The sequence below is a fragment of the Paenibacillus sp. BT-177 genome (genome assembly GCF_025846815.2).
GTDB lineage: Bacteria > Bacillota > Bacilli > Paenibacillales > Paenibacillaceae > Paenibacillus > Paenibacillus polymyxa_C.
Genome location: NZ_JAOYTP010000012.1, coordinates 18,431 through 35,112 on the forward strand (window position 1 = coordinate 18,431; position 16,682 = coordinate 35,112).

General features: G+C 43.2%; 16 protein-coding genes. 10 read left to right on the forward strand and 6 right to left on the reverse strand.

All coding sequences use genetic code 11. From position 1 onward, the window contains the following. Nucleotides 1-2: 2 nt before the first annotated feature. Together OIU26_RS23125 and trhO are read right to left on the reverse strand one after the other, a co-directional pair. The gene (locus tag OIU26_RS23125) at nucleotides 3-929 is read right to left on the reverse strand and encodes an AEC family transporter (protein WP_264218153.1); all 927 of its coding nucleotides are present in this window, start codon (nucleotides 927-929) and stop codon (nucleotides 3-5) included. Between the two features lie 207 nt (nucleotides 930-1,136). Continuing rightward, nucleotides 1,137-2,030, reverse strand: coding sequence for an oxygen-dependent tRNA uridine(34) hydroxylase TrhO (gene trhO, locus OIU26_RS23130; RefSeq protein WP_264218154.1), 894 nt, complete (start codon nucleotides 2,028-2,030; stop codon nucleotides 1,137-1,139). 210 nt (nucleotides 2,031-2,240) lie between these two features. On the opposite strand from trhO, the gene OIU26_RS23135 reads away from it, so the two are divergent. The 4 genes from OIU26_RS23135 (at nucleotide 2,241) to OIU26_RS23150 (ending at nucleotide 7,669) form a co-directional block, all read left to right on the forward strand. Further along, complete coding sequence (locus OIU26_RS23135; RefSeq protein ID WP_165083660.1) at nucleotides 2,241-3,530, forward strand: glycoside hydrolase family 27 protein; 1,290 nt, start codon at nucleotides 2,241-2,243, stop codon at nucleotides 3,528-3,530. A 234-nt stretch (nucleotides 3,531-3,764) separates the two neighbouring features. Then, entirely contained in the window at nucleotides 3,765-4,808 is a 1,044-nt protein-coding gene (locus OIU26_RS23140; protein ID WP_436449198.1) for a carbohydrate kinase family protein, read from the forward strand. 97 nt (nucleotides 4,809-4,905) lie between these two features. Beyond that, nucleotides 4,906-5,601 carry an adenylate kinase gene (locus OIU26_RS23145; RefSeq protein WP_040101404.1) on the forward strand — a complete coding sequence of 232 codons (696 nt, stop codon included), beginning with the start codon at nucleotides 4,906-4,908 and terminating at the stop codon, nucleotides 5,599-5,601. A gap of 322 nt (nucleotides 5,602-5,923) precedes the next feature. Beyond that, nucleotides 5,924-7,669: a proline--tRNA ligase gene (locus OIU26_RS23150; protein WP_264218213.1), complete on the forward strand. Its 1,746-nt coding sequence runs from the start codon at nucleotides 5,924-5,926 to the stop codon at nucleotides 7,667-7,669. On the opposite strand, the gene OIU26_RS23155 is transcribed toward OIU26_RS23150, so the two are convergent. Further along, nucleotides 7,666-8,430: a fused MFS/spermidine synthase gene (locus tag OIU26_RS23155; RefSeq protein WP_264218156.1), complete on the reverse strand. Its 765-nt coding sequence runs from the start codon at nucleotides 8,428-8,430 to the stop codon at nucleotides 7,666-7,668. The two genes, OIU26_RS23150 and OIU26_RS23155, sit on opposite strands and share 4 nt — an antisense overlap. A gap of 218 nt (nucleotides 8,431-8,648) precedes the next feature. Here OIU26_RS23155 and OIU26_RS23160 point away from each other — a divergent pair, with 218 nt between their 5' ends. The 4 genes from OIU26_RS23160 to OIU26_RS23175 all read left to right on the forward strand — a co-directional run bounded on the left by OIU26_RS23160 (nucleotide 8,649) and on the right by OIU26_RS23175 (nucleotide 11,651). Beyond that, nucleotides 8,649-9,368: a YebC/PmpR family DNA-binding transcriptional regulator gene (locus OIU26_RS23160; protein WP_014599726.1), complete on the forward strand. Its 720-nt coding sequence runs from the start codon at nucleotides 8,649-8,651 to the stop codon at nucleotides 9,366-9,368. A 170-nt stretch (nucleotides 9,369-9,538) separates the two neighbouring features. Next, the gene (locus OIU26_RS23165; RefSeq protein WP_264218157.1) at nucleotides 9,539-10,123 is read left to right on the forward strand and encodes a TetR/AcrR family transcriptional regulator; all 585 of its coding nucleotides are present in this window, start codon (nucleotides 9,539-9,541) and stop codon (nucleotides 10,121-10,123) included. Between the two features lie 164 nt (nucleotides 10,124-10,287). Next, entirely contained in the window at nucleotides 10,288-10,716 is a 429-nt protein-coding gene (locus OIU26_RS23170) for a nuclear transport factor 2 family protein (protein ID WP_264218158.1), read from the forward strand. A gap of 74 nt (nucleotides 10,717-10,790) precedes the next feature. Then, nucleotides 10,791-11,651, forward strand: a complete 861-nt coding sequence (locus OIU26_RS23175) for an NmrA family NAD(P)-binding protein (protein WP_264218159.1) — start codon at nucleotides 10,791-10,793, stop codon at nucleotides 11,649-11,651. A gap of 14 nt (nucleotides 11,652-11,665) precedes the next feature. Here the strand turns inward: OIU26_RS23175 and OIU26_RS23180 are convergent, their stop codons facing one another. The 3 genes from OIU26_RS23180 to OIU26_RS23190 all read right to left on the reverse strand — a co-directional run bounded on the left by OIU26_RS23180 (nucleotide 11,666) and on the right by OIU26_RS23190 (nucleotide 13,777). Then, nucleotides 11,666-12,856, reverse strand: a complete 1,191-nt coding sequence (locus OIU26_RS23180; protein ID WP_264218160.1) for an oxalate decarboxylase family bicupin — start codon at nucleotides 12,854-12,856, stop codon at nucleotides 11,666-11,668. 89 nt (nucleotides 12,857-12,945) lie between these two features. Then, entirely contained in the window at nucleotides 12,946-13,425 is a 480-nt protein-coding gene (ybaK, locus tag OIU26_RS23185; protein WP_264218161.1) for a Cys-tRNA(Pro) deacylase, read from the reverse strand. A gap of 16 nt (nucleotides 13,426-13,441) precedes the next feature. Next, entirely contained in the window at nucleotides 13,442-13,777 is a 336-nt protein-coding gene (locus tag OIU26_RS23190) for a ribosomal protein L7/L12 (protein ID WP_264218162.1), read from the reverse strand. Nucleotides 13,778-14,097: 320 nt separating this feature from the next. Between OIU26_RS23190 and OIU26_RS23195 the strand changes: the two genes are divergently transcribed. Together OIU26_RS23195 and OIU26_RS23200 are read left to right on the forward strand one after the other, a co-directional pair. Beyond that, nucleotides 14,098-15,006, forward strand: a complete 909-nt coding sequence (locus OIU26_RS23195; RefSeq protein ID WP_264218163.1) for an ROK family protein — start codon at nucleotides 14,098-14,100, stop codon at nucleotides 15,004-15,006. A 259-nt stretch (nucleotides 15,007-15,265) separates the two neighbouring features. After that, a complete protein-coding gene (locus tag OIU26_RS23200; RefSeq protein ID WP_264218164.1) occupies nucleotides 15,266-16,681 on the forward strand; it encodes a glycoside hydrolase family 1 protein in 1,416 nt (471 codons plus the stop codon). Nucleotide 16,682 lies beyond the last annotated feature (1 nt).

Here is a 16,682-nt window from a genome sequence, read left to right on the forward strand (position 1 = left end):
GTCTAACCTGCTACCAGCATAATCAGAATGGGCAAAATCAGGAATGAGGCAAGCGTGCTCCACAAGATGCAGGTAGAAACCAGTTTTGGGGATGCATTAAATTTTTCGGCTAAAATGACTGCATTCACAGCCACTGGCATCGAGGCCAGAATGAAGAGAACGGAAAACAAAAGTCCTGAAATTCCCAGTATCAGCATGGCAAGACAAGCCGCAAGCGGGGAGAGCAGAAGTCGAATTATCAGTCCTGCGTAGCTGGCTTTTTTAATAGATGGCTCCAGCCTGAATATTTTTACATAAGCCATCTGGGTACCGAGAATCGCCAGCACGACCGGAGAATAGGCGGCTGCAATCATCGAGACACCTGATTGAATGCCAGAGGGTAGATGCCAATCCAGTGCTCGAAGTCCCAGTGCGAGAAGAGCCGCATAAATCGCAGGGAGAGAAAATACCGACTTCACGGCACTTTGAACAGAAAATTCAGAGCGGGCTGCAAAGTATACACCAATGGTATTGACCATAATCATCTGGATGACGACATATACGGAGGCTTTATCCAGGCCAAGCTGTCCAAAAGCAAGTAAAATAAGCGGCAACCCATAATTTGCACTATTAGTCAGTGTGGAGATTAAGGTGAGTCCCGCTGTTTCCGGGGTGCTCAGCCTGAATATTTTCCCCGCCAATTGTGCAATTCCCCACAAAAGCAGCAGGTTCAGTAATGAAAAAGCGGCTGTCTGTGCCACATCATGCCAGGAAAGCTGTGCCTTGAGCAGTGTGTCCAGAATCATGGCAGGACTTAAAAAATATAAGTACAAAGTCGAGAGCGGTTTTGTTTCCAGCTTCATGAATTTGCCGAGTAAAAATCCGGCAATCACCGGAATGGACAGCGGAACGATAACGGATAAAAGAGTTGAAAGTACGATTTGAACCATGAATTCCACTCATCCTTTCTGTAATGACAGTTTCCATTATAAGGCGCTACTTTCGAACCCGTCCAAGATGGATAAACAATTAAGGTTATAGGTATATGCTATGAAGCTTAGATCACTTATTCTGAAAATAACAAAAGGGATGTCCACAGCCATGTTAAACGGCTAATAGGAACATCCCTTTTATATGAAACCGAGTATTCTGAAGGTTTATGCAGAAGCCATAGTTTCTGCTTTAGTTCGGCAATCGTCAGAGCAATAGTGTTGATGCTGTTCTTCGCAATCTGGACACACGATATGTTGGAGATTGCACACGGGGCAGTTAATATAATGATCGTTTGTTGTTTCGCAATGGTAGCAATTACCAACAACAACGTCTTCATCTGTATGGTTGATTCGAACCGAAATTCGTTCGTCAAATACATAGCACTTACCGTCAAACAAACGTCCTTGTACTTCTGGGTCCTTGCTGTAAGTCACAATGCCGCCATCCAACTGAGCTACATCGTTTAAGCCTTCTTTAATCAGCAGACCAGACAGCTTTTCGCAACGAATACCCCCGGTACAGTATGTCAGGATTTTTTTATCCTTGAACCCAGTCATATTATCGCGAATCCATTGTGGAAATTCACGGAACGATTCAACTTCGGGGCGAATAGCTCCGCGGAAATGACCGATGTCATATTCGTAGTCGTTACGCCCGTCCAGAATCACGACATCTTCATCTTGGAGCTGTTCATAAAACTCCTTTGGTGATAGACGCTTGCCGCTAATAATATTAGGATCCAGCTCGTCCTCATGACGTAGCGTAACCAGCTCCTGACGATGGCGTACAAATATTTTCTTGAACGCATGACCGTCAGATTCATCTATTTTAATAACGATATCGTGGAATTTCGGATTGGCGCGCAAATCACGGATATACTGCTCCGTTTGCTCTACTGTACCGGACAGTGTTCCGTTGATTCCTTCCTCAGCAATCAAGATTCTTCCCTTGACGCCCAGCTCTTTGCAGTAAGCCAGATGCTCTGCCGTAAAGGTGGCAGGATCTTCAATATTGACATATTTGTAAAACAACAAAATTCGATAAGCATGTTCACACATGTAAAATCACCCTCTGATTCAAGTCAAAGTTTTTTAACAAGCAAGTTTAAATGTACCACATTCTTTAAGTTAGTCAACATAAATGTATAAAAAGTGGAAACGGAAAAGATGACGAGCGACAAAAGTAAGGGGTTACATTATAATGGTATTGTGGGGTTGATGAGATTTGCAGTAACAGGTTGAGGTCTAGCAGATGAAAGGATGAATTCAATGAAACATCATTTGACAGCGCATACACCACCTATGGGGTGGAATAGCTGGGATTGCTACGGTGCAGCAGTACGGGAAGAGGAAGTGCGAGGAAATGCTCAATATATGGCGGAGCACCTGAAGGAATATGGTTGGGAATATGTTGTAGTGGATATTCAGTGGTATGAGTCAGGAGCAGTATCTTCACAGTATCGCCCGTTTGTCCCATTGGAAATGGATTCATATTCACGTCTGATTCCAGCGGTGAATCGTTTTCCTTCGGCAGCAGATGGACGCGGCTTCCAAGCTCTTGCGGAATATGTACACGGTCTGGGATTAAAATTTGGGATACATATTATGAGAGGCATCTCCCGCCAGGCGGTTCATCAGGATACTCCGATTTTAGGAACTACAGCTACAGCCAGACAAATTGCACATCCTAACTCTATTTGTCCTTGGAACACAGATATGTATGGGGTAGATGCTTCCAAGGAAGGCGCACAGGAGTATTATAATTCGTTATTTGACCTGTATGCGGAATGGGGTGTGGATTTTGTCAAAGTAGATGACATTGCTGCATCACGTCTCTATGGTATTCATTTGGCGGAAATTGAATTGATTAAGCGGGCTATCGCCCAATGCGGACGTCCGATGGTGTTGAGTCTTTCGCCTGGTCCCGCACCGCTGGAGCATGCATCTGATTTAATCGCAAACGCGAATATGTGGCGTATGACTGATGACTTCTGGGATGTATGGCCTTTACTGTATGGTATGTTTGAGCGCTGCGAGAAATGGGCGGAACATGTAGGTCCAGGTCACTGGCCGGATTGCGACATGTTGCCACTGGGCCATCTGGGTATTCGTTCGGTAGATTCAGTAGATTCCGGCAGTCATGATCGATGGACACGCTTTACGAAGGATGAGCAGCTGACAATGATGACTTTATGGAGCATTTTCCGGTCTCCACTGATGTTTGGGGGAGAACTGCGTGATAATGACGAATGGACACTTTCATTGCTGACGAACAAAGAAGTGCTCGATGTTCATCACAACGGTGTGAATGCGCGACAGGTCTACAGAAAGGATGAACATATCGTTTGGACTTCTCACAACGAGGAAGGGCACGTATATGCGGCTTTATTTAATGCTGGAGATGAAGCTTCCACAGTCCGTGTGTCCTTACAGGAGCTTGGAATTGAAGGGCAGGCAAGTGCCAGAGACTTATGGAACCATGTGGATTTAGGTGATATAGTGCAGGAACTGTCTGCAGATTTACCCCCTCATGGAGCTGCACTATTCATTATAAAATAACAGGATGTTAGGAAGGATCTAAGCTGTACGTTCAGCTCTAGTCACCTTATTGTAAAGTGGAGGATGTTTTTACGATAAGGTGATTTTTTTGTATGTGTAACTTTATGATATTTTTAACGGACTCGACATGATTCTTGGGAATTTGACATTTGGAACATGTTAGGTTTATAGAGTGCCTATTTCTGCACAAATTTAAATCATTCTAGCGAATAGAGTCGAGAAAGGAGTCAAATGATGAAATTAAAAAAAATTCACAAAAATGAGCAGGACGAGCCTTGGCCCTCTAGTGAACAAATTCTGTGTATCGGAGGGGCCAATCTGGATCGTAAAATCATGATTAAAGGTACATTTCAGCTTCACACCTCCAACCCGAGCAGCACTAGTCTGCAATCTTGCGGTGGGGTAGCACGGAATGTGGCTGAAAATTTAGGGAGGTTGAGTCGACGGGTCAGCCTGCTGACCGCAGTTGGGGACGATGCTGAAGGTGAATTTATCATCGAACAGTCCAGCCGTTACATGCACGTGATTCCTCTCCAAGTCAAAGGTGAATCGTCAACCGGTGTCTATACTGCCTTGCTGAACGAGGATGGTGAAATGATTGTAGCGACAGCAGAAATGGAGATTTATGATCAGATTCGCCCTTCCGTAATTTTTGAAAATATTCCTTTAATTGCCTCGTCTCGACTCGTTCTGCTGGACACTAATTTTTCTATGAACGTAATAGCGGCCACCATACATGTCTGTCTGGAACATCAGGTTCCGCTTGTCGTTTCTTCGGTGTCAGCTTCCAAGATGAGAAAGCTTCCCCGAAATTTGCGTGGGGTGGAATGGCTGGTATGCCAACCGGAAGAGGCTGAAGCTTATTTGGGACTTGAACTTAAAGATGATCAGCAGATATTGGACGCAGCCCGAGTTTTTCACAAACTTGGGGTTCAAAATGTCATTATTATCTGCGGTGTTGAGCGTGTGTTGTTTGCTTCTCAAGATGGAACTTATGGACAAATCCCTATACACCCATTTCAACAGGTAATTGATGTCACAGGCGCAGACGACGCTTTTATTGCCGGGATGATTTATGGAATTACCCAAGGTTATCCTATGGAACAAGTGTGCCAGTTTGGGATCAGTTGTGTCGATTTAACCATACAAACGGATCGGACAGTCTCAGACACCATTTCTATGAATAAACTTCATTCTAGATTCCAGGAGCTGTATGGCACACATTCGCAAAATTTTGTTTTTTTTAAGGGTGTGTATTTTAAAAAGAAAAATACATAAGTAAAGAAGAGAACACTAACCTACAGCAGCGTGTATTTGGAGCTTCACGGACGTAATGGTCTCAATTATTGAATTTATAAAAGGAGCAGGTTGTCTGATGGACAGTGTGAAATACGCTATTGTTTTTCTGCCGCTGTTCCTACTTTATTTGCTTTTAAAGGGAGGGGCTTTGGCAGTAGGTTTACTATATCGACTGATCTATTCCATTTCGACCTTACGTGCAGGACAAAGTGACGATCTTCTCGCTGTGCAGCATGCTAAGCGTATTATCGTAATCGGCTCACCGGGGAGCGGCAAGACTTTTTTGGCCAAACGTCTATCGATGTGGACTCATTTGCCGTATACCTCGTTGGATGATTTGTATTGGGGGCCAGAGTGGAAGCAGAGTACGGACAAGCAATTTCACAAACAGCTGGGAGAAGTCCTGCAAAGGGAAGAATGGATTATCGAAGGGAATTATCATGAGCGTTATTTTACCGAGCGACTCCAGCGTTCCGATACAATCATCGTGATGGATGTCAGCACGATTGAGGCGATATCAGGTGTTATCACACGTTCGCTTAACCGTTTTTTATTTTCCAAGGAGTTACCCACAGGAATAGAGCGGGAAGCCGTTCGTATTTGGGATATTTCACCTCGGTTTGTCCGCTTTGTTCTGGGTTTTCGCAGGCGTATCCGTCCTAAAATCTGGCCGCTCATTTTGCAATATGGTAATGAACGGAATTTGATTATCCTAAAATCTAAATATCGTTCATGTCCCTGGATGAGCCCAGATAGACAATTATCTCCTTGACTCAAACCTGCGTTTCGTGTAAAGTGGTGAAAATTGTAATATATAGGAATAGTGTAGACCAAGGATCAAAGGTTCGATTACCCGCTGTACAGAGAAGAAACCCATGGGCTGAAAGGTTTCTCGCCGCGAATGAACGTTTCCCTGCCTTGCGAGTTGTAGCGGTGCGTAAGATAAACCGTTACCGGCCAGATGCCGTTATCTGAAGAAGGACCGTCCCGTATATGGTTACGGTCAAATGAAGGGTGGTACCACGACACATTCGTCCCTGACGGATGTGTCTTTTTTGCGTACATTTTACGTTCTTACAAGGAGGAAGCCACACATACGCCAAAGCCAATTATTACTGACAACCTTACGTGAAGCACCTGCAGAGGCCGAAGTGATCAGCCATCAGCTGATGCTGCGGGCAGGATTTATCCGCCAATTGGCGGCTGGAATGTATACCTATATGCCACTGGGCAGACGGGTGCTCAGAAAAGTGGAACAAATTGTACGAGATGAGATGGATCGTGCAGGGGCTGGAGAGTTGTTAATGCCTGTATTACAGCCAACGGAGCTGTGGCAAGAATCGGGGAGATACGATGTGTACGGTCCTGAGCTGATGCGTCTGCAAGATCGGCATGATCGGGAGTTCGCATTAGGTCCTACACATGAAGAGGTCATAACGTCTTTAATACGAAATGAAGTGAATTCCTATCGGAAATTGCCAGTAACACTGTACCAAATTCAAATCAAGTTTCGGGATGAACGACGTCCTCGGTTTGGTCTGCTTCGCAGCAGAGAATTTTTGATGAAGGATGCCTATTCGTTTGATGCCAATTGGGCAGGACTAGATCACACTTATTGGACGATGTTCCAGGCCTACCAACGTATTTTCACCCGCTGCAGTCTGAATTTTCGCGCAGTCGAAGCAGATGCAGGCGCTATTGGTGGTGAGGGCGAAACTCATGAATTTATGGCACTGGCTGAGATTGGAGAGGATACCATTGTGGCATGTACCTGCTGTGATTATGCTGCCAATCTTGAAAAGGCGGAGCCACGGACGACGGGGAGCGTAGGAATATCTTCTGTCTCCAATGAAGATGAACATGACAGCCATCCTTCAATTGATACAGATAAAATGGAAAAACTGTACACTCCAGGTTTGCGAACCATAAATCAACTCGTTGAAACGCTTCACATAGAGCTGAAGGAAATCATCAAAACACTGATTTATATGGCTGACGATCAGCCGATTGCGGTAGTTGTCAGAGGAGATCATGAGGTCAACGAAGTAAAAGTTAAACAAATTTTAGGTAGTGAAAAATTCGAAATAGCAAATGCAGATGCCGTCACAAAGGCGACTGGAACCCCACCCGGGTTCATAGGTCCATGCGGCTTGACAATCCCTGTGTGGGTGGATTACGCCGTTGTCCAAATGTCCAGCGGTTTTGCAGGCGCGAACGAGCAGGACTACCATTATCGGCATGTGAATCCAAGACGCGATCTAGATCTTCGCTATGTGGCAGACTTGCGCAATGTTATAGAAGGGGATAGATGTCCTCGGTGTGACGAAGGGAAATTGGAACTTCATCGAGGAATTGAGATTGGACACGTATTTAAACTGGGCACCAAGTACAGTGAAAAGCTGGGGGCGACTTTTCTGGATGTGTCCGGAACTGATCAAGCGATGATTATGGGCTGTTATGGTATTGGTGTTTCCCGAATCCTGTCCGCCATTGTAGAGCAAAATCATGACCAGAACGGAATGATATGGCCACATGCGCTGGCCCCGTTTCATGTTCATATCATTCCGATTTCTGTGAAAGACAGGCTTCAGATGCAAATAGCTGAGGACTTATACAGCCAACTGCAGGATCGCGGTATGGAGGTGTTGCTAGATGATCGTGAGGAACGCCCAGGGGTTAAATTTAAAGATTCGGATTTAGTAGGTATTCCCGTGCGTATCGTCGTTGGTAAAGATGCTGAACACGGAAAAGTAGAGTTCGTAGAGCGAAGAAGCAGCCACAAAGAGTCAATTCATATCCATGATGTAGAGAGACGGATAATGAACCTCATTCAACACTAAGCATCTGTATCCCGCAGAATATGACCTTTTCCAAGGGTAATCTCATGAAAGTCGGCCATCTGACGTGCCTGAAAACGAATGGGCTTGTCTCGACCCATCATAATGATATTTTGGATGTCAGCAATGCCTTCCGAGGGTAGGGAGAACGTGGTAACATAGGCGAATTCTTCACGCAGCGTTGTGTGAATGGCATGGATCAGATGATCGTGTTCGCTTTTGCCTATCAAATTCATAATTAGCGAGCCTTCTGCATCCAGCTTTTCTTTGGCCATTTTGAAAAATTCCCAAGATATTAAATGCAAAGGCGTACCCTGCTCCGTGAAGGCGTCCAAAATAATATAGTCATAAGCATCCGGGCTCTCCTTCTCCAGAATGCGGCGTCCATCACCAATAACTACATTGTCCTGGTCGTATCCAAAGAATGTTCGGCTGAATTCTACCACTTGTGCGTCCAGCTCGGCAATCTTAAAGCGTTTGTCTGCAAAATGACCCGCAATCGTGCCTACACCATGTCCGATAACAAACACGTCTTCAAATGACGGGTCGTTCAGCTCCATGAGATGGATGATTGCTCTGGGATATTCGAACAGAATACGTTGCGGATAATTCAAATCCATCGCACCTTGGATGGCTGCATTGGAGAATTGCATCACGCGAAATAATCCCTTTTCACCATACAGCTCCGTGGTTTCATATACCGTGATTTCATGGTTATTGCTCAACTTTTTATGTAAGACATCCAAGTGAATAATCTCCTTCAAGTCAGACTTTCTCCTCATCTTAGACATTCATAGGATTATTGTCCATAGATGAGGGGATTGAAAGTTCACATTCTTGAAGCATCCCTAATTAGGTAGAATTGTTTGTTTTTCCATAACGGAGTTGTTTGAACTTGTTCGTATGTCCTTTAGGAGATATAATATACAAGGATATAATGAAGTTCGTTGTGTATATTCATACAGGAAGAGAGCGGGATATTATGGGACGTAAGTGGAATAACATTAAAGAAAAGAAGGCATCCAAGGATGCTAATACGAGTCGTATATATGCTAAATTTGGCGTGGAAATTTATGTGGCAGCCAAACAGGGCGAGCCAGATCCTGAATCCAATCGGGTACTAAGAGTCGTGTTAGAACGTGCAAAAACGTACAATGTACCGAAAGCGATCATTGACCGTGCTATTGAAAAAGCAAAAGGTGCTGGCGATGAAAACTACGTAGAGCTTCGTTATGAAGGTTTCGGACCGAACGGCTCCATGGTCATTGTAGATGCACTGACTAATAACGTAAACCGTACAGCATCGGATGTGCGTTCTGCTTTTACTAAAAATGGCGGTAGCTTGGGCGTGAGCGGATCTGTAGCCTACATGTTTGATTCCACGGCAGTTATTGGTCTGGTGGGTAAAACCGCAGATGAAGTGCTGGAGCTGCTGATGGAGGCAGATGTCGAGGTTCGTGACATCATTGAAGAAGATGAAGCCGTCATCGTATATGCAGAGCCTGATCAATTCCATGCTGTTCAGGAAGCTTTCAAGCAGGCAGGAGTAACTGAGTTTACTGTGGCTGAGCTCACCATGCTTGCCCAAAATGATATTACTCTTCCGGAAGATGCACAGGTTCAATTTGATAAATTGATTGATGCATTAGAGGACTTGGAAGATGTTCAGCAGGTGTACCACAACGTAGACTCTGAGGAATAATCGGATTGCATCATTTACATCTGAGCGTTTGGATAAAATAAACATCCCTAAACCATCGTATTTCGGTACGATGGTTTTTTTGTGAATATAATGATATAAAATCAATTTCATTTTCTTGACTGATCAGTCTGTAAAAATTATAATCATAGTCAAGGAGGTGAACATGAGGTTTGGGAAGAGCTAAAGAATTTGATACTGAAAGTGTTCTGCGAAAAGCTATGGCTGTATTTGGAGAACATGGCTATGAGGGAACTTCTTTGACAATTTTACTGGATCAGCTGGGTATAGCGCGGCAGAGTCTTTATGATACCTACGGAACGAAATATGATTTATTTTTTTCGGCTATTCAGCTTTATATACGTGACAAAACCGAAGCCGTAGTACATCTGCTCAGTCAACCTGGGAGTATTAAGGATGCAATAGCGATGATTTTTAATGAATCTGTTAGAGTCTTGATGGATAGGAGGCTGTCGAAGGAATGCTTTATTATGAACAGTGCTATTGAACAGGCTCCGCATCATCATGAGATCAAAGCTTTTATTTCTGAAAATACTGAAAAGCTTGAACTTGCCTTTTACAACGCCCTAGTCCGCGCCCAAAAAGAGGGGGAGATTCATGCTACGGAATCTGAGCTATTGTCAATCGCCAGATTTCTAAATCATGCCCGACTATCGTTGACATTTACCGCCAAGACAGGCGCCAGCACTGAGGTGCTTAGAGATATTGTACGTACGACGCTGTCGGTTTTGGATTGATCTTTATGAACGCTTAATAGCGTTTATTTTTTGAACATTCCAGACCGATTAGTCAAATTTTTTTGAGTATTATAGACTGTTCAGTCTAGAATGATTATGTTTATTTTCTCGTCTTGAATTCATTTTTTAAGCAGAAATTAAAATAAATATGCGAGGTGTCTACCATGAATATCAATCCGAATACTGACGATGCAAAACAGCAAGCACAAGCAGTCATGCATAAATTTACGAGCAACCTGTTAGAAGAAAATATGGAGCAATGGATTTCATTATTTGATGATAACGCTGTTTTCGAGTTCCCTTATGCACCTAAACATTTTGTACAAGTGCTTCAGGGTAAGGCAGCAATTTACGAGTATATTAAGGAGTTTCCTAGTATACTTCGGATTCAGCATTTCTCTTCACCAACTATCCATACGACAACGGACCCGAGTTTATTCGTGGCCGAATTCGCCTCTGAGGCGCAGGCTGTGAGCACAGGTAAACCGTATAATCAAACCTACATTTCTGTTATTAAGCTGAAGAACGGAAAAATTACTCACTACAAAGATTATTGGAACCCTTTGGTAGCTCTAGAAGCTCTAGAATCGTGAATGAAAAAGTCAATTCTCATAGGGATATAGAGATCTAGGCGAAAATAAAAAATTAAAAATAGGAGTTGAATTTCATGAAAGACAGAAATATAGCGTTGATTACAGGAGCAAACGGCAAAACAGGCAGCCGTGTAGCTGCCAGACTTATGCAACTTCAGTATCCGGTACGTTTGGCAGGGCGTACTAAACCTGGCAATTCGGAAGGGGCGGATTATGTATTTTTTGATTGGTATGATGAATCAACACATGCACAGGCGCTGATGAATGTAGGTAAAATTTATTTGGTAGTACCTGTGCTGGACGTCAATCCCGCCAAAGTGATGATTCCTTTTATTGAAAAAGCCTTGAGTGCCGGAGTGCAAAGATTTGTGCTGTTAGGGAGCGCATCTGTGCCTGAGGACGGATCAGTATTTGGACCTGTGCATCAAGTACTTCGTAGATTAGCTCCAGAGTGGGCAGTACTGCAGCCATCCTACTTTATGGAGAATTTCACAGAAGGCCAGCATGTGGGCACGATTAAAAACAACAAGGCCATTTATAGTGCAACCCGAAACGGGAGAATAGGCTTCGTAAGTGCAGATGACATTGCAGAAGTGGGAGTGAGGGCTCTTATTGACGATAAACCACACAACACGGCTCATGTCATCACTGGACCTCAATCACTAACATATGACGAAGTGGCTGAACTGATCGGGAAATCAACAGTCCAACCGATCCAGCATATCTCGTTGTCTGATGAAGAGTTGAAAGCGGGCATGGTTCACGCTGGAATGCCTGAGGAATATGCAGACATGCTGGCAGGATTGGATAGAAGGATACGTGAAAATGGAAGTGAAGACCAAGTGACCGATACCGTTAAGCTTGTCACTGGGCGTTGTCCGGTCTCATTTGAGCAGTTTGTCCTGAGTCATGTAAACAGCTGGAAGTCATCATGATAAAGTGATTCCCGTTATTTCTTTTTAGGATCATAAGAGTAACCAGGATACTTGACGACAGGCCATTTGACCTTACGTAAATTAGAGATCACATCAGCGCCAACGTGTAAATTACTTTGAATCAGTTCTTTAGGCGTAAGAGCCATCCATTGATTTAAGGACACATCTGCAAAACGGTCACTTTTAAACATCTCAAGAAACCATAGTGTGCTAGAACCTGTATTTTGAATGTAATGACCGTAAGCAAAGGGCACATATCCAACATCCCCGGCTCTGAAATCAAATGTACGAGCTGCACCATTACCGCCAAAGACTGTCATCCGTCCTTGCCCTGCAAGATAGTATTGCCATTCGTCATTATTGGGGTGCCAATGCATTTCTCGCATGGCTCCAGGCTCAATCTCAACAAGGGCAGCTGCAATGGTTTTGGAAATCGGAAAATTGGAGGAGTCAACGATCCGTACGCTTCCGCCTGGTGTTTTGATCGGGGGCTGAGCTAGTAACTCATGCTTAAAGGATTGGGGCAACGTCCCGTAGGGAGAAGGAACCGCTTGACTTTGAATTAAACCGGGAACGGAGTCCTGATAGATGTACACTTGATCTTGAGGAATCGCTGCAAAATCGGCTTCTGGAATCCCGAAATTTGCAGAGAGCACCTCTTTAGGTGTGTGTGCGAACCAATCCGAGATGGATAAGGTGTTCAGATCGGAGAAACTGCCATCGTCGAAAACCAGCAAAAATTCACAGCCTTCTTCAAGGCCCTGTATAGAATGCGGGATGCCAGGTGGAAAATACCAGAGATCGCCAGGGCCTACATCAGCAATAAAATTACGTCCATCTTGGTCAACTGCCGTAATGCGAGCACTACCTAACAGCATATAAGACCATTCTGCCTGCTGATGCCAGTGAAGCTCGCGGACACCGCCCGGTGTCAAACTCATATTCACGCCGGCAAGAGTTGTGGCAATGGGTAATTCCCTTACTGTAACTTCTCTTGACCATCCACCCTGATTAAGCTGCATATGGGCGTCTGAAAAAGAAAACCTCATATTCGGTATGAGACCATTGTCCGTTACGGGAGGAACCAGCATATCTGGATTTTGTAAATCCCTCATCACATCACGTGGACCCTTGTCAATCCCCCCTGCGCCATCACTTCTTATGGGCTGGGGGATTCCGACTTTTTTCGAGCAATCATTATGCATTATTTGATCTTCCTCTCCAAGTTGAAGCATGATGAAGCATAGGATTAAGAGAAAATACGCATAAAGATTTTATGAGGACGTGATGAGTTTTATGCCGTGTGCGTTAGATCTGTAAACTGTGCTTGAATGATTTGGGCTAAATCATGCGGACTCAGCTCCACTTGGGTTCCAATTTTCCCAGCGCTTACGACGATCGTTTCCAGCTCAACTGCAGGCTGGTCGATATAAGTGGGATAGATCTTTTTCATCCCTATGGGAGAGCAGCCGCCGCGAATATATCCCGTATGCTTTTGCAGATCCTTAACTGGAAGCATTTCAATTTTCTTCTCTCCCGCAGATTTGGCAGCCTTTTTGAGATCGAGCTCTTTATGTACAGGAATGACAAAAACAAACAGATTTTGTTTGCTATGTGCAACCAAAGTTTTAAAAACAGATTCCGGTGCTCTTTGAATCTTTTCGGCTACGTTCATACCGTCTATTTTTCCGTCTTGGTGGTCATAACTCAAAATATTGTAGTAGATGTGTTGCCCGTCCAATATACGCATAGCGTTTGTTTTACCCACACTCATTTTAATTCTTCCTTTCTTAGCGTTTTTCCAAGTAATCTACATAATCTTTTGCATCCTTAAGTGAAAGATTCTTAGCGGTTCTTAACTCTTTTATGGCTTTAATCTTATTTCCTTCCCTGAGTAGTAGAAGCAGCCTTTCATTGATTTCTTCGGAAGCTTCTGCGTGTTGGATATATGGAGCAGGAGGAGCGATTGTATTTGACATCGAGGTTCCCGTTAGTCCTGAACGATTCTCAAGACGCTCCACATCGGATTTTAAGTCATTAAGCCGAGATTGAAGGCGATAAACCTTGAACAAAAGTATGACGGAGAGGATCAATGTAATGATTGCTACATATTCACTAGTTCCCAATAGAATCTCCCTTTTCTTGTTAGTTTTATCACTGAATTTTTGTCTCTTAAACATAGTATATCATGATGATTGACTAATCGAATTGAGAATCATATTCTTTGCGTACGGGTAGTGCAAATTGACTTATTGCAGACCGAGCGTTATATTACAGCTTATTATTAAGCTTTTTATAATCACTTCAAAAGGAGTGTATTCAAATACAACCAGTTTCCAATAATACCATTCGGGTCAAACACATTAATGTAGAGCTAGTTAAAAACACACTGAAATCCAAGGAATATGCAACCAAGTCGTCTATAGCCAGTATTACAGGACTTAGTGTGGCAACCTGCGGAAATATTCTAAATGAGCTTCTTCAAACCGGAGAAGTATTAGAGATGGAATTGGAAGAATCGAACGGTGGGCGTCCGGCTAGACGTTACAAATATAACGCTGATTATTCCTATATTATTTGTTTAACTGTGAAAACGGAAGGCGGAGTAGATTCTCTTACTTATGCTGTTGCCAATATGCTTGGAGATATTATTGCAGAGAACACATCCGTTGTGCCTCATATTGATTATGAAGTAATAGATCACCAAATTGAAGAGCTGATTAACAACTACGAAAACGTTAAAGCGATTGGTATTGGCATCCCGGGGGTTGTTCATCAAGGGGTTATTGATGTCTGCGATCTTGATCTGCTGATAGGAGTCCCTGTAGGACCACGCCTTCAAGATAAATACGGGGTAGAAGTCACCATTGAAAATGATATGCATCTGACCGTCTATGGATTTTATAACATGCAAAATTATGATGAGGACAAAACCTTCGCTATTGTTACGTTTCCCAAGGATAATTATCCGGGAGCGGGGTTTATTGTCGATGGACATTTGTTAAAAGGAAATACCAAATTTGCCGGGGAAGTTTCCTTTTTACCCTTTGGCATAACGAGAGAGGAACAGCTTAAACAGTTAAATAGCACACAGGAATTTGTTTTTTTGGCGATCAAAACGATAACATCCATTATTGCGATTATAGACCCTGTATCGATCGCTTTGACAGGAGAGTTATCTAAGCCAGCATTGCTGGATGATATTTATAACGGCTGTCTTAAAGATGTACCCAAAGAACATATGCCTGAGATTTTTGTAAAAAACGATACGCACGATGAATACATGTATGGGTTGATTTCAGTTACCCTTGAAAGCCTGACCTACAATTTGCAATTGGTGGAAAAAAGAAAATAGAGACCATTTTATAGAAGAAGGGCTCACCCAAGTTACAATTGGTAATTAACGTATGGATGGGTGGGGACGTTGTTATAAATAGGGAAGTAAGTATTGGAGATAATACGATTATAGACTCTGCAAGTTTTTAAAATAATACTTGACATGAAACGCGTTACAAACCTTAAGATTCAATTAGAAGTACTTTATAAACATTAGCGTAGAGGTAACGTGTTTATGTCCTAGTTAATGAAAAAACATCAGCAAAGGCGGAGAAAATATGAGTACACAGTTTCCAAAAGATTTCCTGTGGGGTGGAGCAGTTGCTGCTAATCAGCTCGAAGGTGCTTATCAAGAAGACGGAAAAGGCTGGTCCATTCAGGATGTAACTCCTCGTGGTGGTTGGGGGCCGGTTACGGATGTACCAACTGAAGATAATATGAAATTGATCGGTATTGATTTTTACCATCATTATAAAGAAGATATCAAACTTTTTGCGGAAATGGGCTTTAAAGTGTTCCGTACTTCCATTGCTTGGTCACGTATTTTCCCTAAAGGTGACGAATTGGAGCCTAATGAAAAAGGACTGCAATTTTATGATGATTTGTTTGATGAACTTCATAAATATGGTATTGAGCCACTCGTTACATTATCTCACTATGAAACACCTTTACATTTGTCCAGAGAATACGATGGTTGGGTGAACCGTAAGCTTGTTGATTTCTATGAGCGCTATGCAACAACTGTATTTAATCGCTACAAAGATAAAGTTAAATACTGGTTGACGTTCAATGAAATCAACTCCATTCTTGAAGCACCATTCATGAGTGGCGGGATTAGCACACCAAAGAATCAACTTAGTGAACAAGACCTTTATCAAGCTATTCACCATGAGCTGGTAGCGAGTGCAAGAGCAGTAAAAATCGGTCATCAGATTAACCCTGATTTCAAAATTGGTTGTATGGTACTGAGTATGCCTACTTATCCGCTGACACCTAATCCAGACGATGTGATTGCAGCAATGGAATTTGATCACAGAAACATGGCATTTGCCGATATTCATGCAAGAGGTCAGTATCCAGGTTACATGAAACGTTTCTTCAAAGAAAACGGAATCTCTATTCATTTTGAGCCAGGTGATGCTGAAGATCTGAAGCATACGGTTGATTTTATCTCGTTCAGTTATTATATGAGTACTTGTGAGACGGCTGACGAAGCTAAAAAAGTCAAAGGTGAAGGTAACATCCTCGGTGGGGTTAGCAATCCGCATCTCGAGGCAAGTGAGTGGGGCTGGCAAATTGATCCGCAAGGTCTGCGCTATGTGCTGAATACATTTTATGATCGCTTCCAAAAGCCACTGTTCATCGTTGAAAATGGTCTGGGCGCTGTGGACGAGCTTATCACCAATGAAAAAGGTGAAAAAACGGTTGAAGATGACTACCGGATCAACTATCTGAATGATCATTTGGTTCAAGTTGGGGAAGCGATTGAAGATGGAGTAGAGGTTCTGGGCTATACATCTTGGGGCTGTATCGACCTTGTCAGCGCGTCGACTGCTCAGCTTAAAAAACGTTATGGTTACATTTATGTTGACCGTCATGATGATGGCAGCGGTACACTTGAAAGATACCGGAAAAAATCGTTCCACTGGTACAAAGAGGTTATTGCCACAAACGGTGGAAGCTTGAAACGTTAAT